The following is a 21,099-nucleotide window of genomic DNA, read 5'->3' on the forward strand; positions in this document are numbered from 1 at the left end:
CGCCGCCGCGCGCTGGACGGCCCGCCGGCTCGACGCCCGCAGGGACCGGCTCGCCGCGGAGCTGAAGCTCGGCCGGGCCGCCGAGGTGCTGCCCGAGCTGACCGCGCTCTGCGGCGAGCACCCCCTGGACGAACCCCTCCAGGCGCTCCGCCTGCGCGCCCTGCGCGACGCCGGGCGCACCGCGCAGGCCCTGGCCGCGTACGACGAGGTCCGCACCCTCATGGCGGACCGTCTGGGCACCGACCCGGGGCCCGAGCTGACCACTCTGTACGGGGAGCTGCTTCGGCAGGAGCCTCCGGCCCCCGTGAAGGAGTCCGTCCCCCTGGGCAACCTCCGAGCCCGGCTCACCAGCTTCGTCGGCCGGGAGCGCGAGATGGAGGCCCTGCGCGGCGACCTCTCCCGGGGAAGGCTGGTCACCCTGCTCGGGCCCGGCGGCGCCGGCAAGACGCGGCTCTCGCAGGAGGTCGCGGACACCGTCGACGCCGGCACCTGGCCGGACGGCGTCTGGCTCGCCGAGCTGGCACCCGTGGACGACCCGGAGGCCGTGCCGGAGGCGGTGCTCGCCGCGCTCGGGGCCCGGGAGACCGTGCTGAGCGGGGCCGGGTCCGGGGAGCTCCGGGCCGCCGAGCGGGCCTCCGGTGACGAGCGCGCGGCCGGTGAGTCGCTGGCCCGGCTCACCGAGTACTGCTCGCGCCGCCGCATGCTGCTCCTCCTCGACAACTGCGAGCACGTCATCGGTGCCGCCGCAGCCCTCGCCGACCATCTGCTGGCCCGCTGCCCCCGGCTCACCGTCCTCGCGACCAGCCGGGAACCCCTCGGCGTGCCGGGTGAGTCGGTCCGGCCCGTGGACCCGCTGCCGGACCCGACCGCGCTGCGCCTGCTCGCCGAGCGCGGCGCCGCCGCCCGCCCCGGCTTCCGGGTGGACGCGGACGAGGCGACGGCGGCGGCCGCCGCCGAGATCTGCCGCCGCCTGGACGGCCTCCCGCTCGCCATCGAGCTCGCCGCGGCCCGGCTGCGGATGCTCACGCCGCAGCAGATCGCGGACCGGCTCGACGACCGCTTCCGCCTGCTGACCAGCGGCAGCCGGACCGTGCTGCCCCGCCAGCAGACCCTGCGGGCGGTCGTGGACTGGTCCTGGGAGCTGCTGGACGACGCGGAGCGGGTCACCCTGCGCCGCCTCTCCGTCTTCGCCGGCGGCTGCACCCTGGAGGCCGCCGAGGCCGTCTGCGCCGACACGCCCGGTGGGTCCGGCGAGGTGGCCCTCCTCCTCGGCTCGCTCGTGGACAAGTCGCTCGTGGTCGCCGCCCCGGCGGACGACGGCCGGATGCGCTACCGGCTCCTGGAGACCGTCGGCGAGTACGCGGCGGAGCGCCTGGAGGAGTCGGGCGAGCGGGACGCCGTGGAACGCCGGCACCTCGTGTTCTACCGCGAACTGGCCCGTACGACCGATCCGTTGCTGCGCGGCTCCGGACAGCTCGCCGCGATCAGGCTCCTGCAGCGCGAGTACGAGAACCTGCGCATCGCGCTGCGCCACGCCGTCGCCGCCCGCGACGAGCAGGAGGCGCTGTGCATGGTGCTGTCCCTGTCCTGGTACTGGCAGATCCGCAATCTGCGCGGCGACGCCCTGCACTGGGCCGACGCGGCGGCGTCCCTCGGCCCCGACCCGTTCGCGGAGCCCGTACGGCCCGCGCCGTCCCTCCACGACCGCTGCACCGACGCGCCCCCGCCCATGCGGCAGGAGCTGCTTGAGGAGGCCCGGCGGCAGGTGACCCTGATCCAGCTGGTCAGCATGGACCACGCGATGGACGAGTGGACGAACGAGGCCAGCATGGCCAGGCTGCGTGCCGTCGTCGCCACCTACCGGGCCGGCCAGCCGCAGACCTGCCGCAGCCCCGCCTCGCTCTGGTTCTACGCCGTGATGCTCACCGGCGGCGTCTCGGATCTGCGCCACCTGCTGGACGAAACGGTGCGCGGCGCGCGGGAGTTCGGTTACGAGTGGGAGCTGGCCGCGGCCCTCCAGATGCGGGCCAACGTGCTGGCCAACCGCCCCGACTGGGCCGGCGAGGCCCACCGGGACGCCGACGAGAGCCTGGCGATCTTCAGCAGGCTCGGCGACGACTGGGGCATCGCCGAGGCGATCTCCTCGCGCGGCGAGGCCAACGAGAAGCAGGGGGAGTACGCGCAAGCGGCCGAGGACTTCCAGGCCGCCATCCGCTCGGCCGAGAAGCTGGGCGCCCTGGCCCAGGTCTCCGTGCTCCGCGTCCGCCACGCCTCCGTGCTCACCGAGCTCGGCCGGGGCGACGAGGGCGAGGCGATGATGCGCGAGGTGCTGGCCGACGAGCGCCAGACCGGGCACGAGGCGAGGCCCGCGGCGCGGCTGTTCCTCGCGATGTGGCTGGGCCGGTGCGGCCGGACCGACGAGGCGCGCGAGCAGTTCGCGCGCCTCCAGGAGGAGTTCGCGTCCGAGACCATGGCGGTCTTCGAGGGCTTCGTCCTCGGCGGCCTGGCCTGGCTGGACAACCAGGACGGTGAGTACGCCCGCGCGCTGGAGAAGAGCCGCCGGTCGCTGAAGGGCGTACGGGACCCGCTGACGCAGATGGTCGCGCCGCAGATGGCGGTGATCAACCTGGTCATCCTGGCCTGGGCGCTCGGCGGCCTCGGCGGCGAGGAGCGGGCCGGGACCGCGGCGCGGCTGCTGGGCGCCGGACGGGCGCACCTGCCCACGGGGCATTTCATGAACGCGATGGAGCGCGAGAACCTCGCCCGCGCCGAGGCGCTGGTGCGGGGCCGGCTCGGGGACGCCGCCTACGAGGCCGCGTACGCCGAGGGCGGCGGCCTCTCCCTGGAGGAGGCCGCCGCCCTCGTGGACGCGGATCCCGAGCAGAACGCCTGAGGTCAGGACTTCTTGCGGAACCTGGACACCGCGAGCGGAGCCACGACCGCCGTGATGACCACGGCCCAGCCGAGCGTCAGCCAGACCGAGTGGCCGAGCGAGGTGCCCATCATGAGCCCGCGTGCGGCATCCGCCAGGTTCGACAGCGGGTTGTAGTCGGTGAAGGACTGGAGCCAGCCGGGCATCGTCGTCGGCGGGGCGAAGATCGAGGAGCCGAACTGGAGCGGCATCATGACCAGCATCCCCATGCCCTGAACCGCCTGGGCCGTCTTCATGGCCAGGCCGAGCAGGATGAAGATCCACATGATCGCGGCACCGAACGCGGCCGACAGGCCGATCGCCCCGATCAGGCCGAGCACCGAGCCGTGGAGCTGCATGCCGAGGGCGAAGCCCATGCCCAGCAGGATGAGCGTGGCGACCATCATCCGGCCGAGCTCGACCACGATCTTGGCGATGAGCACCGAGGAGCGCGCGATCGGCATCGTGCGGAAGCGGTCCATGACCCCCTTGCGGAAGTCGTCGTTGACGCCGCTGCCGACGGCCATGGCGATGTTCATGCCCATCATCGCCATCAGGCCGGGGATCAGGTAGTTCAGGTACTCCTGCCGGCCGCCGCCCATGCTGCCGCCGACCGAGCCGCCGAAGACGTACACGAACAGCAGCACGAAGATGACGGGCATCAGCAGCGCGTCGAACATCGACTCCGGATCCTTCTTGATCTGGAGCAGGTTGCGCCGGACCAGGGCCCCGATGTGGCGCAGGTTGTTCCGCAGTCCGATGGAGCCCTCGTCGTGGAGCTTCGTGGCCGGCGCGGAGACGGGCGTGTCGGTGGGGGTGGGCGTCAGAGTCGTCGTGCTCATGCCGCGACCTCCTCGGGAGTCGTGTCGGTGACGGTGGCCTTGTCGCCGGTGATGGCGAGGAACACCTCGTCCAGGCTGGGCAGCGCGGTGGCGACGTGGGCCAGCGAGAAGCCCCGGGCGCCGAGCAGTCCGATGACGGCGGTCAGCTGCTCGTCGCTGAGGATCGGTACGTAGAGCAGGCCCTCGTCCGGGACCGCCTGTGCGCCGGCGACACCGTCGAGACCGGTCTCCCGCAGCGCCTGCGCCATCGGGGCCAGCTCGGCCGGGTCCGAGGGGCGGATCTGCAGGGTGCGGCCGCCGACCTTGGCCTTGAGCTCGTCCACTCCGCCGCGGGCGATGATGCGGCCCCTGTCGATGACGGTCAGCTCGTTGGCCAGCTGTTCGGCCTCTTCCATGTACTGGGTGGTGAGGAGCACGGTCGCCCCCTCCGCGACCATGCGCTGCACCTCGTCCCAGACCTCGTTACGGGTCCGGGGGTCGAGCCCCGTCGTCGGCTCGTCCAGGTAGAGGACGGCCGGGCTGCCGATCATGGAGGCGGCCAGGTCGAGCCGGCGGCGCATCCCGCCGGAGTACTCCATCGCGGCCTTCTTCGCCGCGTCCGTGAGCGAGAAGCGCTCCAGCAGCTCGTCGGCCCGGGCCCGCGCCTTCGCGCGGGGCAGGTCGAGCAGCCGCCCGATCATGTAGAGGTTCTCCCAGCCGGAGAGCTTCTCGTCGACCGAGGCGTACTGGCCGGTGAGGCCGATGGTGCGGCGCAGCGCTCGGGGCTGCTTCACCACGTCGAAGCCGGCGACGACCGCGGTCCCGGCGTCGGGCGTGATCAGCGTGGAGAGGCAGCGTACGAGGGTGGTCTTGCCGGCGCCGTTGGGGCCGAGCACGCCGAGGACGGTGCCCTCGCGCACATCGAGGTCCACGCCGTCCAGGGCCTTGGTCTCGCCGTAGTGCTTGACCAGTCCCCGCACCTCTACGGCGTTCCCGCCGCGCTGGGGGTTCTTGTCGATTCGCGTCATGCCGACTATCAGACCAGCCGCCACCGACAGGCCGCCGACAGCCGGCCGACAGCCCGCTCGACCCCGCCGACAACGGCCGACAGCCCGCCGATGGGGGAAGTCGGCGGGCTGTCGTCGTTACCGGTGGTGGTCGTCGGGGGTGTACCCCTGCGGCCTCAGTGGAAGGTGTGCTCCGGGGCCGGGAACGTGCCGCCGACGACCTCCTCCGCGTACGCCTTCGCGGCGTCGCCGAGGATCTGCCGCAGGTCGGCGTACTGCTTGGTGAAGCGCGGCACCTTGCCGCCGGTCAGCCCGACCATGTCGGTGTAGACCAGCACCTGGGCGTCGGTCTCCGGCCCCGCGCCGATCCCGATGGTCGGGATGTGGAGGGTGCGGGTGACCTCGGCGGCCAGTTCGGCCGGTACGAGCTCCAGGACGACGGCGAAGGCGCCCGCGTCCTGCACGGCCTTGGCGTCGCGCAGCATCTGCTGGGCGGCCTCCTCGCCCCGGCCCTGGACCCGGTAGCCCATCGCGTTGACGGACTGCGGGGTCAGGCCGATGTGGGCCATGACCGGGATGCCGGCGTCGACCAGCAGCTTGATCTGCTCGTGGCTGCGCTCGCCGCCCTCCAGCTTGACCGCGCCGACACCGGACTCCTTGATGAGCCGGGTGGCGTTGCGCAGGGCCTGGACCGGGCTCTCCTGGTACGCCCCGAAGGGGAGGTCCGCGACGATCAGGGCGCGCTTGGTGCCCCGGACGACGGCGGCGGACAGGATGGCGATCTCGTCCATCGTGACGGGCACGGTGGTCTCGTAGCCGAGGTGGCAGTTGCCCATGGAGTCGCCGACGAGCATGACCGGGATGCCGGCCTCGTCGAAGACGGACGCGGTCATCGCGTCGTAGGCGGTGAGCATGGGCCACTTCTCACCGCGCGCGGTGGCGGCGGCGATGTCGTGGACGGTGACCCGGCGGTTGCTCTTGCCCCCGTACAGCGCCTTGCTGCTGTCGGAGGGGGCACCCGCGGGGGTGACGGACTGGTTCTGCGCAGCCTGAAGCGACATGGCAGGTGGCTCCTTCGTCATCTCGAGGCGCCCTGACGGCGTCCCCGGACCGCTTCCATGGTGGCATCCCGGAGCCGGTCGCGGGAAGTGGGCCGCGCGACCGGGCCCGCGGGCCTGCCCTTGGTGGAATATTTACAATACGAGACGGTCCCGTATCGGAATCCGGTTAAGCTGCTCGCCATGTCCACAGCCTCCGGCGCTCCCGCCGTATCCCGCATACCGGAGGCGGTCCACCGCCGCCGCTGGGCGATTCTCGTGGTCCTGATGTTCAGCCTGCTCATCGTGGTGCTGGACAACTCGATCCTGAACGTCGCCGTCAAGACGATCGCCTCCCCTTCGCCCACGGGCATCGGCGCCACCCAGAGCGAGCTGGAGTGGGCGATCAACTCCTACACGCTCGTCTTCGCCGGCCTGCTCTTCACCGCCGGTCTGCTGGGCGACCGCCTCGGCCGCAAGAAGATCCTGCTCTTCGGCATCACCCTCTTCGGCATCGGCTCGGCCCTCGCCGCCCTGTCCGACTCGCCCGGCCAGCTCATCACCTGGCGCGCCTTGATGGGCTTCGGCGCCGCCTTCGTCATGCCGGCCACACTCGCCGTGCTGATGAACGTCTTCGAGCGCGACGAGCAGCCCAAGGCGATCGGCATCTGGGCCGGCAGCGTCGGCCTCGGCATCGCGATCGGCCCGATCACCGGCGGCCTGCTCCTCGAACACTTCTGGTGGGGCTCGATCTTCCTGGTCAACGTCCCCGTGGTGATCATCGCCCTGGTCGCTATGGTCCTGCTGGTGCCGGACTCGAAGGACCCGCGGCCCGGCCGGCTCGACCCGCTCGGCGTGGTGCTCTCCATCATCGGCCTGGTGCTGCTCGTGTACGGCATCATCCGGGGCGGCGAGCTCGCCGACTTCACCGACGTCACCGTCCTCCTCCCGGTCATCGGCGGCCTCGCCGTCCTGGTGGTCTTCGTCCTCCACGAGAAGCGCAGCGCCAGCCCGGCCATAGACATCTCGTACTTCCGGAAGCCCGCGTTCTCCGCCGCCGTCGCCTCGATCGCGCTGGTCTTCTTCGCGCTGATGGGCGTCACCTTCTTCTCCGCCTTCTACATGCAGAGCGTCCGCGGCTGGAGCGCCCTCCAGTCCGGGCTGCTGATCCTGCCGCTGGCCGTGGCCCAGATGGTCTTCGCGCCCCGTGCCCGGATCGTCGTCGCCCGCTTCGGCGCCCGCGCCGTCTGCACGGCGGGCATGCTGGCCGTCGCCCTCGGCCTGGCCGCCTTCGCCCTCTTCGACGCCGACACGCCCGTCTGGGTGATGTGCGTCGTCTTCTTCGTCCAGGGCACCGGCATGGCCCATGTCATGCCGCCGGTCACCGTCGCCGTGATGCAGGCGCTGCCGCGCGAGAAGGCGGGCTCCGGCTCGGCCGTCAACAACACGTTCCGCCAGGTCGGCGGCGCGCTCGGGATCGCCGTGCTCGGCTCGGTGCTGTCCACCGTCTACCGGGGCGACATCGAGGACCACCTCGGCGCGCTGCCCTCCGGGGCCCGGGACGCGGCGGGGGAGTCCGTCGAGGCCACCCTCGCCATCGCGGAGAAGCTGGGCCCCCGGGGCGCCCCGCTGGTGACCGCCGCGCACGACGCCTTCATGAGCGCCATGCACGTCACGGCCCTCGGCTCGGCCGCCGTCGCCCTCGTCGGCACGGTCGTCGTCGCCCTGTGGCTGCCGGGCCGCGAGCCCGCCGCGCCCCGGTCCGTACGCGAGGAGGAGCGCCCCGCTCCGGCGGGCGCCGGACGGTGACGTCCGGCTGAACCTTACGGGTGAACCGGGTCGTGTCGCGCGGCCCGGTTCACCCGTAAGGGCCGCCCCTCTTCCGCGTCGGCGAGAATCGGGGGCGGCGAAAGGTGGTCTCAGTGCAGGATCAGGCACCGGACGAGCGGTCCGGCGAGGTTCCCGGCCCTCCGGAACCCGGCGACGACTCCGAGCCGCGCCGGGGGCGGCCGCGCAGCGCCGCCGCCGAGGCGGCCATCCTGGACGCCGTCGTGGAGCTGCTGGAGGCCGGTGAACCCCTGGCCGCGCTCTCCATCGAGCGCATCGCCCGCACCGCCGGGGTCGGCAAGGCCACCATCTACCGGCGCTGGGCGGGCAAGGAGGAGCTCTTCGTCGACGTACTCCGCGCCATCGAGCCCCCGGAACCCGAGGTCTCCGGCACCGGCGGCCTGGGCGACCTGCGCCTCCTGCTCGAATCCATGCGCAAACGCGGCCTCGCCCAGCGCTCCTCCGCCCTGCTGCACAACGTGTTCGCGCAGATGAAGAGCCATCCCAAGCTGTGGCACGAGTACCAGTGCAACGTGATCGCCCCCCGCCGCCTCGCCATGGTCGCCGCCGTCCGGCGCGCCGTCGAGGCGGGCGAGCTGCGGGACGACACGGACGTGGAGCTGATGGACGACCTGTTCCTCGGCCCCATGCTCGTACGCACCATCCACCGGCCCGACGCGCCGCTGCCCGAGGACCTCGCCGACCGCATCATCGCCCTGGCGCTGGAGGGCCTGGCGCCGCGGCGCGGACCCATGTGATCGTTTCGTCACAGACGCCGCGATCCGCCTCTCCTCCGGAACTGCCGGAGCCGCCTCCCACGTCCTTGTGGCAGTACGACCGCCACAGGCGGCAGGAAAGGCATCGCGCATCCCCTAGGGTCGGGGGCGCGGCGATGTGTACGGCAAGGCAGTGAGGACAGCGCGATGGTGCAGGCGTACAGGGCGGACACCGGGAACGGCGTAGGACCGCAGCGCACCGGCTCCCGCTTCCGGGACCTGCGCGACAGACTCGCCCGGACCTTCCGGGACCCCGGCGTCTGGCGGCGCGGGATCGTCCTGGCCTGCTGGTCGCTCCTGCTGACCCTCGTGATGGCCTTCCACGCCCAGATCCCCAACACCATCGGCAACCTGGGCAGCCTCACCGAGACGTTCCTGCCGTGGTGCGGCGTGCTGATCCCGCTGCTGCTGGTCCTGGGCCTGGTGCGCCGCTCGGCGACCGCCCTGGTGGCGCTCGTGCTGCCGGTCGTGGTCTGGCTCAACATGTTCGGCGGCCTGTTCTTCGACAAGTCGGGCGCCGGCGGTGACCTCACGGTCGCCACGCACAACGTCAACGCCGACAACCCCGACCCGGCCGCCACCGCCGACCAGGTCGCGGGCTCCGGCGCGGACGTCGTCGCCCTCCAGGAGCTGCCCGCCGGCAAGGTGGCGGCGTACGAGAAGGCGCTCGCCGGCCGCTTCCGGTACCACTCCGTGCAGGGCACCGTGGGGCTCTGGAGCAAGTACCCGCTGAGCGACACCCGGCCGGTGGACCTGAAGATGGGCTGGGTCCGCGCGATGCGGACCACCGTCGCGACGCCCGAGGGCCCCCTCGCGGTCTACGTGGCGCACCTGCCGTCCGTACGGGTCAAGCTGCACGCCGGCTTCACCGCCAACCAGCGCGACCAGAGCGCCGACGCCCTCGGCAAGGCCATCTCCCACGAACCGCTCGCCCGGGTGGCCCTGCTCGGCGACCTCAACGGCACGATGAACGACCGCGCCCTCAAGGCGGTCACCTCGCAGCTGCGCTCCACCCAGGGCGCGGCGGGCGACGGCTTCGGGTTCAGCTGGCCCGCGAAGTTCCCGATGGCCCGGATCGACCAGATCCTGGTCAAGGGCGTCGAGCCGAAGTCCTCCTGGTCGCTCCCGGCCACCGGCAGCGACCACCTCCCGATCGCCGCCCGCGTCGCACTCTGACGCAACGGGCCGTTCGTCCGGCGCAACGGGCCGTTTACCGGATGGCACCATTCCTCTGAGAGACTTTGTTCCGTACAGGAACAAGGTCGCCGGCGACGAGGCCGGTCCGCCGCCCTGCGCCCCGCCGACCGGCGGACCGCGCGGGCGTGCGTACGACCACGTTTCCTCCCGCCCCCTCCGCACGTCCGCAGGCCCCGACCGGGTCTCGCCGGGCTGCGGCGGGGGCCTGAAGCGGAAAGGTCTCTCCTCATGCCCCTGGCCCTGCTCGCGCTGGCCGTGAGCGCCTTCGGCATCGGCACCACCGAGTTCGTGATGATGGGCCTGCTGCCCGACGTCGCGGACGACCTCGGCACCTCCGTCCCCACCGCCGGCTACCTCGTGTCCGCGTACGCGATCGGCGTGGTGATCGGCGCCCCACTGCTCACCGCCCTCGGCTCCCGCGTCCCGCGCAAGCGGATGCTCCTGCTCCTGATGGCCCTCTTCACCGTCGGCAACCTCGCCTCCGCGCTCGCCCCCGGCTTCGGCTGGCTGATCGCGGGCCGCCTCCTGGCCGGTCTGCCGCACGGCGCGTTCTTCGGCGTCGGCGCCGTCGTCGCCTCCCGGCTGGTGCCCGAGGGGCGCCGGGCGCGGGCCGTCGCCACGATGTTCCTCGGCCTGACGGTCGCCAACATCGTCGGCGTGCCCGCCGCGACCCTGCTCGGCCAGCACCTCGGCTGGCGGGCCACCTTCCTGGTCGTCGCGGCCATCGGCGTCTGCGCGATGGCGGCCCTCGCCCGGCTCGTCCCGCAGATCCCCGTCGAGGCCCGGCAGGACGTACGCCGCGAGCTGCGGGCGCTCGGCAGCCGGCAGGTCCTGCTCGGACTCCTTACCGCGGTCTTCGGCTTCGCCGGCGTGTTCGCGGTCTACTCGTACCTCTCGGCGATGACCACGAAGGCCATGGGCTTCGGCGAGTCCGCCGTGACGCCGGTGCTCGCGCTCTTCGGCATCGGCATGACCCTGGGCGCGCTGGCCGCCGGCCCGCTCACGGACCGGGCGCTGCGCCCGACGCTGTACGGGTCGCTGGGCGGCCTCGCCGTGGTCCTGGCGGTCTTCCCGCTGGCCGCCCAGGTGAAGTGGGCGGCGCTGCTGATGGTGGTGCTGCTGGGCGCGGTGGGCTTCATGACGACCACGCCGCTCCAGATGCTGGTGATGAACAAGGCGAAGGACGCCCCCACCCTGGCATCGGCCTCCAACCACTCCGCGTTCAACCTGGCCAACGCGGGCGGCGCGTGGCTGGGCGGCGCGGCGATCGCCGCGGGCTGGGGCTGGACGTCACCGGCCCTGGTGGGCGCGGTACTGGCCCTGGCCGGCCTGGCCGTCGCCGTCACGGCGGGCGCGTTGGACCGCGAGGGCGGCGCGTCGAAGGTGGTGGCGAAATCGCCCCGTCCGGCGCTTGAGGACAGGACCCCGGCCGGAACGGGCCGCAACTGACCAGCGGCGGCCAGCCAGAAACAAGCCCGTCCGGCGCTTGAGGACGAACCCCCAGCCCCGGACGGGCTCACGTATCAGAGACCCGCGGGCTTCAGACCGCCTCGCGCCACCGATTCGTGATCGGCAGCCGCCGGTCCTTCCCGAACCCCTTCGGCGAGATCTTCGTGCCCGGCGGGTACTGCCGCCGCTTGTACTCCGCCGTGTCGACCATCCGCAGCGTCTTCGCCACCAGCGCCCGGTCGAACCCGGCCGCGACGATCGCTTCGAGCCCTTGGTCCCGGTCCACGTACAGTTCGAGGATCCGGTCCAGCACGTCGTAGTCCGGCAGCGAGTCCGTGTCCACCTGGCCCGGCCGCAGCTCGGCGCTCGGCGGCTTCGTGATGGACGCCTCCGGGATCGGCGGGGTCTGCCCGCGCTCCTCGGCGGCCCGGTTGCGCCACTTCGCCAGCCGGAACACCGACGTCTTGTACACGTCCTTGATCGGCCCGTACGCCCCGACGGAGTCCCCGTACAGCGTCGAGTAGCCGACCGCCAGCTCCGACTTGTTGCCCGGCGCCAGGACGATCTGGCCCTCCTGGTTGGAGATGGCCATCAGCGTCGTGCCGCGCAGCCGCGACTGCAGGTTCTCCTCGGCGAGCCCGGTGAGCCCCAGCGACCCCATGTACGCGTCGAACATCGGCTCGATCGGGACGGTCCGGAAGTTGAGCCCGGTCCGCCGGGCCAGCTCGGCCGCGTCGCCCTTGGAGTGGTCCGAGGAGTACTTGGATGGCATGGAGACCCCGTACACCTGCTGCGCGCCCAGCGCGTCGCAGGCGATCGCGGCGACCAGGGCCGAGTCGATGCCGCCGGAGAGCCCGATGAGCACGCTGGTGAAGCCGTTCTTCGCGGCGTAGGCCCGCAGACCGACCACGAGGGCGGTGTACAGCTCCTCGTCGTCGTCCAGCCGGTCCGCGTAACCGCCGGCGAGCTCCGCCTCGTACGGAGGCAGCGGCTCCTCGGAGAGGACCACGTGGTCGATCCGCAGTCCGTCGGCGACCACGCCGGACGGCGCCTCGGCCGGGGCGGCGGGCAGGTCCAGGTCGAGGATCACGCTGCCCTCGGCGAACTGCGGGGCGCGGGCGATGACCTCGCCCTCCCGGTCGACCACGATCGAGTCGCCGTCGAAGACCAGCTCGTCCTGGCCGCCGATCATCGCGAGGTAGGCGGTCGTGCAGCCGGCCTCACGGGCCCGCTTGCGGACCAGTTCCAGCCGGGTGTCGTCCTTGTCCCGCTCGTACGGCGAGGCGTTGACCGACAGCAGCAGCCCGGCCCCGGCGGCGCGCGCGGCCGGGACGCGGCCGCCGTCCTGCCACAGGTCCTCGCAGATCGCGAGGGCGACATCGATGCCGTGCACGCGTACGACCGGCATCGAGTCGCCCGGCACGAAGTACCGGAACTCGTCGAAGACGCCGTAGTTCGGCAGGTGGTGCTTGGCGAAGTTCAGCGCGATCCCGCCGCGGTGCAGCACCGCGGCGGCGTTGCGCGGAGACCCGGCCGGCTGGCCGTAGCGCTCCGCCGCGAACTCCGACCGGTCGAGGTAGCCGACGAGGACGGGGATCTCCCCGAAGCCCTCCGCGTCGAGGCGGGCGGCGAGCGCGCGCAGCGCCGCGCGTGACGCCTCGACGAAGGACGACCGCAGGGCCAGGTCCTCGACGGGGTAGCCGGTCAGCACCATCTCGGGGAACGCCACGAAGTGGGCGCCCTGTTCGGCGGAGTGCCGGGTCCAGTGGACGATCGCCTCGGCGTTTCCGGCGAGGTCGCCGACGGTCGAGTCGATCTGATTCAGTGCGAGGCGTAGTTGAGGCACGCGTCCCACTCTAATCGTCTTACTGACGCGATGTCCTGTCGGGGCGCGCACAGGGACGCGGCCGGGGGGACGGCCGCGCTCTCCGCACGAGGTGTGAAGGGCGACCGGCCGGGCACGCGATGAGAGCCATGCGCGATGATCTGAGTGCCGCAGAATTCGAAGAGGGCCCGGAAGGCTTTCCGGACAGGCTCGCGATCTCCCTTGTCCCCCAGAGCGCCGCCGCGGCGCGCGACGCGGTCACCGCATTGCTGACCACGCAGTTCTGCGCACTGGCAGGTCCGGAGATGACGGCCGATGTCGTCGTCGCGGACGCGCTGCTGGTCACGTCGGAGCTGGTGACCAATGCCGTGGTGCACGGAGGGGGCGTCACCGGATTCGCGGCCGAACTCCACGGTGACGGCCTGACCATCACCGTGTCGGACGCGAGCCCCGACCTGCCCGTCGACCGGGCGGGCGCCGCCGGCTGGGTGGGCGGCTACGGCTGGACCCTGGTGTGCCGGCTCGCCACGCGCGTGGTGGTCGACGCGGGACCCGGTGGCAAGTCCATCACGGCTCTGGTCGCCATGGCCTGAACCCCACGAGTACCGCCGTGGAGGGCCCCCCACGAGTACCGCCGTGGAGGCCCGCACGCGCACGGGCCAGGTGCTCAGGCCGTCCGGGGGCCATCTGAGGGTCACCAGGCGGTGCGACCGTGCGGGCTCCGGTCGGGGTCGTCCTGAAGGGCGACTGTGACGTTCAGCCGCTTGCCGACCGGCTCACGGCGGATCTCGAAGCTCTGGCAGACCATGAGGACCAGCTCCAGGCCGTGGCTGCCGATGCGCGTGGGGTCGGAGGGGGAGGCGGTGGGGAACGCGGCGCCGGAATCCCACATGGCGATGTTCAGCGTCTCGCCGTCGGATGCGAGATCCAGGAGGCAGGGCCCCGGGGCGTACTTGCAGACATTGGTGGCCAGCTCGCTGACCACCAGCTGGGCCACGTCGACGGCCCGGTCGGACACCTCCCACGCGTGCAGCGCCCTGCCCTCGTGGACGAAGTCCCGGACGAAAGCCCGGGCACTGGCGATCTCGGCGGACGTCATCTCGTACGCGGCGCTGCCCCGCACGACCTCCGTCCCGCTCTGCCGGCCCACGGCGACATCGTTGTGAGTCACGTGCTGTTCCATGCGTCCCCCGTCCGGTCGGCTGCCTTGCGCAGCCCTCGGCACGCGTACCCCGGTATGCCGGTTCCAAGCAGCTGTCAGCCTGCCGGACCGGACCGGACCGGCCTGTGTCGGCGGCATCCGCCCGGCTGGCGGACGGCCGCCCGGACGAGCAGGCTGGGAATCAGGCCGAGGCCGGACGGGCAGGCCGGAAAGGGCCGGTATGCGCGACAAGTACCCGAAGGGCGCGGGACCCGGCCGGGCGTTTCGCTGATGACACCGGAAGGCCGGCCACGTCGTCGGCGCGCCACCGCATCCGAGCGGGAGGCCGCCCGGACGAAGGAACTCCCGGATCTCGTCACCGACGGGCTGCGACTGCTGCTGTGCGGGATCAACCCGGGCCTCGGGTCCGCCGCCGCCGGGCACCACTTCGCGAACCCCGGCAACCGCCTCTGGCCGGCCCTCTTCCGGGCCGGGTTCACCCCGCGCGTGCTCTCCGGCGAGCAGGAGCGGGAACTGCTCCCGCTGGGGATCGGCATCACGAGCATGGTCCGCCGCCCCACCGCACGCGCCGCGGAGCTCACCCGGACCGAGCTCCGCGAGGGCGCGCGGGATCTTCGCACCCGGGTGCGCGCTCTGCGCCCGGACTGGCTCGCGCTGCTCGGGATCGGCACGTACCGCATCGCCTTCGACGCCCCGCAGGCGGTCATCGGCCCCCAGGAGACGGGCATCGGCCCGACCCGGGTATGGGTACTGCCCAACCCCAGCGGACTGAATGCCCACTACCCGCCCGCCGCGCTGGCTCGCGAGTTCGCCAGGCTCCGGGAGGCCATGGGGCAGCCCTCCCAGGGCCCGCCGTGCCGCTGAGGCCCCGGTTCATTCCCCGTCGAGGCCGCCCGTGCAGGCGGCGCCCGGCTCGGGGGTCTGCGGCCCCTGCACGTAGTGCGCGAAGAACTGCGCCACGCGCGGGTCGTCCGCCCCGTCCACGGTGACCTGCTTGCCCCAGGCGCTCAGCATGATCGCGCCGGCCTGGTCCTCGTAGGGGCTCATGAGCGAGTACGGCGTGCTGGAGACCCGGTCGGCGAGCTTCGCCACGTCGGCGGCGGGGGCGTCGTCGGTGTACGTCACCCAGACCGAACCGTGCTCCAGGGCGTGCACGGCGTTCACGTCGGGGATGGCCTTCTTGTAGACCTCGCCGTCGCAGTTCATCCAGACCGGGTTGTGGTCCCCGCCGACCGGCGGCTTCATGGGGTAGTGGACGTCGTCCGTCACGTGGTTGCGGGTGAGCTTCTTCGCGTCCCAGGACTTCTCGTCCTTGATCGGCCCGGTCGCCAGGTTCTCGTCCTTCTCCCCGGCGGAGGGCGTGGAGCCCTTCCCGTCGGCGGTCATCGCACTCTCCGAGCCGCCGGAGTCCTTGTCGAGGATCGTGTACGAACCGAAGGCGACGAGCCCGGCGACGGCGACGGCGCTGAGGCTCACGATCAGGATCCTGTTGCGGCGATCCCGCGTGCGGTCGGCGTTGCGCATCTGCTCTATGCGGGCCCTGCGGTCGTAGCTCATGTCGTGTGGTCCTTCTGCGAAGGGGACGGGGAGCGGCGGCTCGGGGTGACGGGGCGGTTTCCGCCCGTACACACCACGGCCGCCGATCGTAGTGGGTGGCCGAGTGCTCCATGTCACGTCGGGTGCGTAATCTGGGGGAAATCCGGGGTCGTGATACTGGAGTCTCTCCCCAGCCCCGGGAGGTGGAGCACGGACCGTCTGAACTGCAAGGATGTGGCTATGGACAAGCAGCAGGAATTCGTCCTCAGGACCCTTGAGGAGCGCGACATCCGGTTCGTACGGCTGTGGTTCACCGATGTCCTCGGGTACCTGAAATCCGTGGCGGTGGCACCGGCCGAGCTGGAACAGGCGTTTGACGAGGGCATCGGCTTCGACGGCTCCGCGATCGAGGGCTTCGCGCGCGTCTACGAGTCGGACATGATCGCCAAGCCGGACCCGGGGACGTTCCAGATCCTGCCGTGGCGCGCGGAGGCACCGGGCACGGCCCGGATGTTCTGCGACATCCTCATGCCGGACGGCTCACCGTCGTTCGCGGACCCGCGCTTCGTACTCAAGCGCATCCTGGCCAAGACCTCGGACCTGGGCTTCACCTTCTACACCCACCCGGAGATCGAGTTCTTCCTGCTGAAGGACAAGCCGGTCGACGGCACCCGGCCCACCCCGGCCGACAGCTCCGGCTACTTCGACCACACCCCGCAGAACGTCGGCATGGACTTCCGCCGCCAGGCGATCACGATGCTCGAATCCATGGGCATCTCGGTCGAGTTCAGCCACCACGAGGGCGCGCCCGGCCAGCAGGAGATCGACCTGCGGTACGCGGACGCGCTGTCGACGGCCGACAACATCATGACGTTCCGCCTGGTCATGAAGCAGGTCGCGCTGGAGCAGGGCGTGCAGGCGACGTTCATGCCGAAGCCGTTCTCGGAGTACCCGGGCTCGGGCATGCACACCCACCTCTCGCTCTTCGAGGGCGACCGCAACGCGTTCTACGAGTCCGGCGCGGAGTACCAGCTCTCCAAGGTCGGCCGCTCCTTCATCGCGGGCCTCCTCCGCCATGCCGCGGAGATCTCCGCCGTCACCAACCAGTGGGTCAACTCCTACAAGCGCATCTGGGGCGGCTCCTCCCGCGCCGCGGGCGCCGGCGGCGAGGCACCCTCGTACATCTGCTGGGGCCACAACAACCGCTCCGCGCTGATCCGCGTCCCCATGTACAAGCCCGGCAAGACCGGCTCGGCCCGCGTCGAGGTGCGCTCCATCGACTCCGGCGCCAACCCGTACCTGACGTACGCGGTCCTCCTGGCCGCCGGCCTCAAGGGCATCGAGGAGGGCTACGAACTCCCGGCCGGCGCCGACGACGACGTCTGGGCCCTCTCCGACGCGGAACGCCGCGCGATGGGCATCGAACCGCTCCCGCAGAACCTGGGCGAGGCGATCTCCCTGATGGAGAAGAGCGAACTGGTCGCGGAGACGCTGGGCGAGCACGTCTTCGACTTCTTCCTCCGCAACAAGAAGCGGGAGTGGGAGGAGTACCGCAGCGAGGTGACGGCCTTCGAACTGAAGGCGCTGCTGCCGGTGCTGTAGGCGCGTACCAGCGACTTGGACGGCACCACACGGGCGGGGCACCCGGTTCAACCGAGTGTCCCGCCCGCGCACGGGGGCGGCAGGCAGCCGGAGGAGACGCATGCCGAGGTGGGACTTTCCGCCGGTGAGGGCGGTCGGGCGCGGAGCGGCCTGGTACCGGGGGGACTGCCACGTCCACTCCGTTCACTCGGACGGAGAGCTCACCCCGGAGGAGCTGGCCGCCGGGGCGCGCGCCGCCCATCTCGACTTCATCGCGACGACGGAGCACAACGCGGCTGCGAGGCCGGGCACCTGGGGGCATCTGGCCGCTGACGACTTCCTGATCCTTCTGGGGGAGGAGGTGACCACGCGGACCGGCCACTGGCTCGCCCTCGGTATCGCCCCCGGCGAGGTCGTCGACTGGAACCACCGGGCCGGTGACGGGCGGCTGAGCGCATCCCTGGACCAGGTCCATCGAGCGGGCGGCGCGTGCGTGGTCGCGCACCCGCGTGCGCCGTACCCGTCGGGCGACTTCATGTTCCCGTTCCCCGGCTTCGACGTGGTGGAGGTCTGGAACGGACTGTGGGCTTCGGACCGGCCCTGGAACGCCGACAACGAGGCGGCCCTGGCCGAGTGGGGGCGGGCGCTGGCGGCGGATGTGCGTACGGGCTCGTGGCGGCCGGCGATGGGCAACAGCGACACCCACCTGGAAGGGCAGATGGGGAACCCGCACACCGTGGTCTTCGCCGAGGAACTGAGCGCGGCGGCGGTCCTGGCCGGCATCCGCGCCGGCCGCAGTTGGATCGCCGAATCGGCGGACGTGGAAGGGTCGTTCACCGCGCACGTCGATGGCCGCGTCGCAGGACTGGGCGAGCGCCTCGCGACTCGGGGCGGGCGGGTGGAGGTCCGCGCGGCCGTACGGGGCGTGCCGGCGGGGGCCGTCAGCTTCCACACCGACCGGGGCGAGGTCCACCGGGCGCCGCTGCCCGATGACGGTGCGGGGGAAGTGCGGTGGACCACGACGGCGGAGCGGTCGGCGTTCGTCCGCATCGAGGTCCGCCACCCCGGCGGGCACGTCGCCGCACTCACCAATCCGGTCATCCTCGATTGACCGAAGCAGGCGTCGAGCAATGGCTGCTCCACCAACAGGCGCACGGCGAGCGGGACGACGTACGGCAGCGCCACCCCCTGCGAGACGAGCGTCCGCGGATCCGCCGCCCGCAGTCCGTGCAGCGGTACGCGCCTCAGCGCGTGCACCGTCTGCACCAGGCGGGTCGAGGCGGAGGGCGGATCCGGCCAGCGCGGCGGATCCAGCTCATCGAGGGTCCGACCGAGGTGCAGCAGGACGTCCATGGCGTTCATGGTCGGCCTCGTTCCACATGTGCCGGCCGGCGTGCCCGGCGAACAGGCAGCAGGCGTCGCCGTCGTGACCGGGGGCGGTGGACGGACAGTCGGGGAGGACGCTGAACCCGACTTCGGCGTTGTGCCACCGGAGCCACAGGGCGGTGGCAGGCCCGGCCTCGTCCAGGAGTGCGTAGTGCGGGCCGCTTGTGTGGCCGGTGAGTTGGCACTGCACGGCCGCGTCGACGCAACCCGATGCCGCCATCTGACGCGCTTCGTCGGCGAGGGGCAGCGGCAGCCGACGCCAGAGCGTGCACCGCATCACCGTGCCGTTCGGGTGGTGCAGCGCGGACACATGCACGGTGGGAACACGCCCGAGCCGATGGGCACCACTCGATTGCTGCCCGCTCTGACGTCCGTCCTCGGCCCCCACGACCGGCCGGAGTCGCGGGAAACCCGCAGGGTCATGACCACCTGCGCCTCGCTCTTCCCGTAGTCATGGTCGAACTCCTTGATGATTTCGTGCATCCGTCCTGGTCGGACACCAGGAAATCGCGCGAAGTCGCAGGTCTCCACGGCACCTATGGGCACTCTTGATGCAGATTCGGGCATGGCGCGGAGCAGGCCGGATTCGGAGTGAGGGAGGCGTCATGGGGCTGGCGGAACGGCGCAGGACGCTGGGCTACAGTCAGGAGAGGCTGGCTGAGCTGGTGGGCGTGGACCGTACGACGGTCGGGCGCTGGGAGAGAGGCGCGATCCAGCCTCAACCACCTCAGAGGCGTCGCTTGGCATCAGCGCTGGAAGTCAGCCTTCCCGAACTGGATGCCCTCCTGCCACCGCCGCAATGCACCGGCCGGGTGGCGGTCGGGCACCAAGCCGCACAGTCCCACGACGCGGGAGACCCCGACCAAATGATTCGCCGTGAATTCCTTCGGATACTGACCATCAGCGGGGCCCTGACCATCCTGCCGGTGGAAGAGGCCGAAGCTCTTGTCGACGGCGTACGCCGGGGAGAGCCGGCCGATTTCGCACGCATGAACGGCCACCTCTGGCAGGTGTACCAACTGGCCCGCTCCAAGGGGTCTGTCCACCCGGTTGTCCGTGATCAACTGACCGCCCTCACCCATGCACTCGCCGGGCACCGTGGCAGCCCTCGCCCTCTGTTGAGCGCAGCGGCCGACCTGTTTCAGCTCGCCGGTGAAGTGGCGTTCGACGCGAGTAGGTACGCCGATGCGGCAGCTTCGTACTCGTTGGCTGCCTCCGTCAGCAAGGACGCCGATGCGTACGACCTGTGGGCCTGCGCACTTGTGCGGCATGCCTACGTCGACATGTCGGAGCGGCGCTACCAGCAGGCCGCGCAGATGCTCGGGGCGGCCGCGAGACTGGCGGCGCGGGGCGACAGCCACCTCTCGACGCGCCATTGGGTCGCGTCGGTCCAGGCCGAGGCATACGCGGGCTTGGGCGATCTGGCCGCGTGCGAACGCGCGCTGGACCAGGCAGAGCACGTACGTGACGTGACGGGAGACAGCGCCGGCGGCGGTTGGCTCAGGTTCGACGGCGCGCGCCTCATGGAGGAGCGGGGGTCGCGGTATGTCCAACTCGGCCGATTGGATCTGGCGGAGCAGACGTTGCAGGAAGCGCTGATGCAGACCGCACTGGCGTCCGGACCGTCCTACCGGCGACGTGCGGCGGTGCTTGTGGACCTGGCTGCCGTCGGCGCGAAGCGGCGCGACCCCGACCAAGTGGTCGCCTACGGAATCGAAGCCCTCGGCTTGGCGCGCACCTCGGGGTCCGGCTATGTCACCCGTAGACTTCGTGCCCTGTGCGACGAGCTCGGGCCCTTGATCGGCGACCGACGCGTGGCGGAGCTCGGGGCGGAGATCGGCGTGCGCAACACACTGTGAAGAGGGGCGTGTTCATGTCGCAGACCGAAGGTGCGCGGTTCTTTCGGGAAAGTTGGATCGCCGGTGTGCGGCGGCATTTTCCCGGGGAGCCGAAGGCCGGGTACGTCACGCCGTGGGAGGAGACTCCGCAGTGGGAACGGGAAGCGGCCGGGGCGGTGTACGCGCAGGTGCGGCAGTTCGCTGAGGTGAGCGGCGGGCAAGCGGCGCGGTTGTCCCGGGAGCAGAAGGGGCGGTTCGTCGCCCTGTGCTGGACGGCCCAGATGTACAAGCACTTCGAGGAGCCGAAGCCCGGGTACGTCGCCGACTGGGATGCGTTGCCCGCGTGGCAGCGGGAGACCGACGCCGACATCTTCGAGGCCATTGAGGCCGCGCGGCGGCTTGCGACGTAGCGGAGTGGTCGACACCGGGGGCATCGTTCAGGGGGTGAGGTGACTGGTTGAGCCCCGAGGCTCGCCCTGCGTCATCACCGACCGCGCCCAGATCGAGCACCGGGCCCGCAGCCGGCCGCACGCCAACTGCCGTAGGCGAAGGAGATGGCGGCCATCGACCCTAGTCGAGACCGTCGGGTGACCCGGTGACATCCGTGGTCAGGGCTGGGGGGTTGCCGGCAGTGGCGGGTGGTGTCCGTCGGGTGGCTCTCGCGTCGGGGGCTGCGGTGACACCCCGGTCCCGCCTCATCGCCTCTCTCGTGGCGCCTATGACGCCGGTGATCGCGATCAGTACCG

At 71.7% G+C, this 21,099-nt stretch carries 18 protein-coding genes and 1 pseudogene; 11 read left to right on the plus strand and 8 right to left on the minus strand.

Annotated elements, in window-relative coordinates:
* Window positions 1-2,893 (plus strand): BTAD domain-containing putative transcriptional regulator (locus tag G3I41_RS03275; protein WP_164398794.1); only part of this gene is annotated, 2,893 nt, incomplete at its 5' end.
* 2 nt (window positions 2,894-2,895) lie between these two features.
* Here the strand turns inward: G3I41_RS03275 and G3I41_RS03280 are convergent.
* The 3 genes from G3I41_RS03280 to panB form a co-directional block, all read right to left on the minus strand.
* The gene (locus G3I41_RS03280) at window positions 2,896-3,753 is read right to left on the minus strand and encodes an ABC transporter permease (RefSeq protein ID WP_164398795.1); all 858 of its coding nucleotides are present in this window, start codon (window positions 3,751-3,753) and stop codon (window positions 2,896-2,898) included.
* Window positions 3,750-4,760, minus strand: coding sequence for an ATP-binding cassette domain-containing protein (locus tag G3I41_RS03285; RefSeq protein WP_164398796.1), 1,011 nt, complete (start codon window positions 4,758-4,760; stop codon window positions 3,750-3,752). The genes G3I41_RS03280 and G3I41_RS03285 overlap by 4 nt, the downstream gene beginning before the upstream one ends.
* A 155-nt stretch (window positions 4,761-4,915) precedes the next feature.
* Complete coding sequence (gene panB / locus G3I41_RS03290) at window positions 4,916-5,800, minus strand: 3-methyl-2-oxobutanoate hydroxymethyltransferase (RefSeq protein WP_164398797.1); 885 nt, start codon at window positions 5,798-5,800, stop codon at window positions 4,916-4,918.
* Between the two features lie 180 nt (window positions 5,801-5,980).
* On the opposite strand from panB, the gene G3I41_RS03295 reads away from it, so the two are divergent.
* From G3I41_RS03295 to G3I41_RS03310, 4 genes are all read left to right on the plus strand, one after another.
* Entirely contained in the window at window positions 5,981-7,585 is a 1,605-nt protein-coding gene (locus G3I41_RS03295) for an MFS transporter (RefSeq protein ID WP_164398798.1), read from the plus strand.
* A 113-nt stretch (window positions 7,586-7,698) separates the two neighbouring features.
* Window positions 7,699-8,361 carry a TetR/AcrR family transcriptional regulator gene (locus G3I41_RS03300; protein ID WP_164398799.1) on the plus strand — a complete coding sequence of 221 codons (663 nt, stop codon included), beginning with the start codon at window positions 7,699-7,701 and terminating at the stop codon, window positions 8,359-8,361.
* Window positions 8,362-8,526: 165 nt separating this feature from the next.
* Window positions 8,527-9,555, plus strand: a complete 1,029-nt coding sequence (locus G3I41_RS03305; RefSeq protein WP_164398800.1) for an endonuclease/exonuclease/phosphatase family protein — start codon at window positions 8,527-8,529, stop codon at window positions 9,553-9,555.
* 249 nt (window positions 9,556-9,804) lie between these two features.
* Window positions 9,805-11,025, plus strand: coding sequence for an MFS transporter (locus tag G3I41_RS03310; protein WP_164398801.1), 1,221 nt, complete (start codon window positions 9,805-9,807; stop codon window positions 11,023-11,025).
* Between the two features lie 91 nt (window positions 11,026-11,116).
* On the opposite strand, the gene G3I41_RS03315 is transcribed toward G3I41_RS03310, so the two are convergent.
* The gene (locus G3I41_RS03315; RefSeq protein ID WP_164398802.1) at window positions 11,117-12,871 is read right to left on the minus strand and encodes an NAD+ synthase; all 1,755 of its coding nucleotides are present in this window, start codon (window positions 12,869-12,871) and stop codon (window positions 11,117-11,119) included.
* A 128-nt stretch (window positions 12,872-12,999) separates the two neighbouring features.
* On the opposite strand from G3I41_RS03315, the gene G3I41_RS03320 reads away from it, so the two are divergent.
* A complete protein-coding gene (locus tag G3I41_RS03320; RefSeq protein ID WP_203600120.1) occupies window positions 13,000-13,443 on the plus strand; it encodes an ATP-binding protein in 444 nt (147 codons plus the stop codon).
* 101 nt (window positions 13,444-13,544) lie between these two features.
* Here the strand turns inward: G3I41_RS03320 and G3I41_RS03325 are convergent, their stop codons facing one another.
* Window positions 13,545-14,021, minus strand: coding sequence for an ATP-binding protein (locus G3I41_RS03325; RefSeq protein WP_164398803.1), 477 nt, complete (start codon window positions 14,019-14,021; stop codon window positions 13,545-13,547).
* 261 nt (window positions 14,022-14,282) lie between these two features.
* Between G3I41_RS03325 and mug the strand changes: the two genes are divergently transcribed.
* Window positions 14,283-14,876: a G/U mismatch-specific DNA glycosylase gene (gene mug, locus G3I41_RS03330; protein ID WP_164398804.1), complete on the plus strand. Its 594-nt coding sequence runs from the start codon at window positions 14,283-14,285 to the stop codon at window positions 14,874-14,876.
* Between the two features lie 9 nt (window positions 14,877-14,885).
* Here mug and G3I41_RS03335 read toward each other — a convergent pair whose 3' ends face one another.
* On the minus strand, window positions 14,886-15,569 hold the full coding sequence (locus tag G3I41_RS03335; RefSeq protein WP_203600125.1) for a DUF3105 domain-containing protein: 684 nt from the start codon (window positions 15,567-15,569) through the stop codon (window positions 14,886-14,888).
* Between the two features lie 219 nt (window positions 15,570-15,788).
* Between G3I41_RS03335 and glnA the strand changes: the two genes are divergently transcribed.
* Entirely contained in the window at window positions 15,789-17,150 is a 1,362-nt protein-coding gene (gene glnA / locus G3I41_RS03340) for a type I glutamate--ammonia ligase (RefSeq protein WP_018103490.1), read from the plus strand.
* A gap of 100 nt (window positions 17,151-17,250) precedes the next feature.
* Window positions 17,251-18,240: a CehA/McbA family metallohydrolase gene (locus G3I41_RS03345; protein WP_164398805.1), complete on the plus strand. Its 990-nt coding sequence runs from the start codon at window positions 17,251-17,253 to the stop codon at window positions 18,238-18,240.
* A 23-nt stretch (window positions 18,241-18,263) separates the two neighbouring features.
* On the opposite strand, the pseudogene G3I41_RS03350 reads toward G3I41_RS03345, so the two are convergent.
* Window positions 18,264-18,491: pseudogene (locus tag G3I41_RS03350) on the minus strand (contact-dependent growth inhibition system immunity protein); the annotation flags it as partial.
* Window positions 18,445-18,831 (minus strand): hypothetical protein, encoded by a 387-nt coding sequence (locus G3I41_RS03355; RefSeq protein WP_343242046.1) that lies wholly within the window; start codon window positions 18,829-18,831, stop codon window positions 18,445-18,447. The gene G3I41_RS03355 and the pseudogene G3I41_RS03350, both read right to left, overlap by 47 nt.
* Before the next feature lie 289 nt (window positions 18,832-19,120).
* Between G3I41_RS03355 and G3I41_RS03360 the strand changes: the two genes are divergently transcribed.
* Window positions 19,121-20,374, plus strand: a complete 1,254-nt coding sequence (locus G3I41_RS03360) for a helix-turn-helix transcriptional regulator (RefSeq protein ID WP_164398806.1) — start codon at window positions 19,121-19,123, stop codon at window positions 20,372-20,374.
* Between the two features lie 14 nt (window positions 20,375-20,388).
* Window positions 20,389-20,763 (plus strand): hypothetical protein, encoded by a 375-nt coding sequence (locus tag G3I41_RS03365; RefSeq protein ID WP_164398807.1) that lies wholly within the window; start codon window positions 20,389-20,391, stop codon window positions 20,761-20,763.
* Window positions 20,764-21,099: the final 336 nt, after the last annotated feature.

Origin of the sequence: Streptomyces sp. SID9727 (genome assembly GCF_010550605.1) — a bacterium.
Classification (GTDB): Bacteria; Actinomycetota; Actinomycetes; order Streptomycetales; family Streptomycetaceae; genus Streptomyces.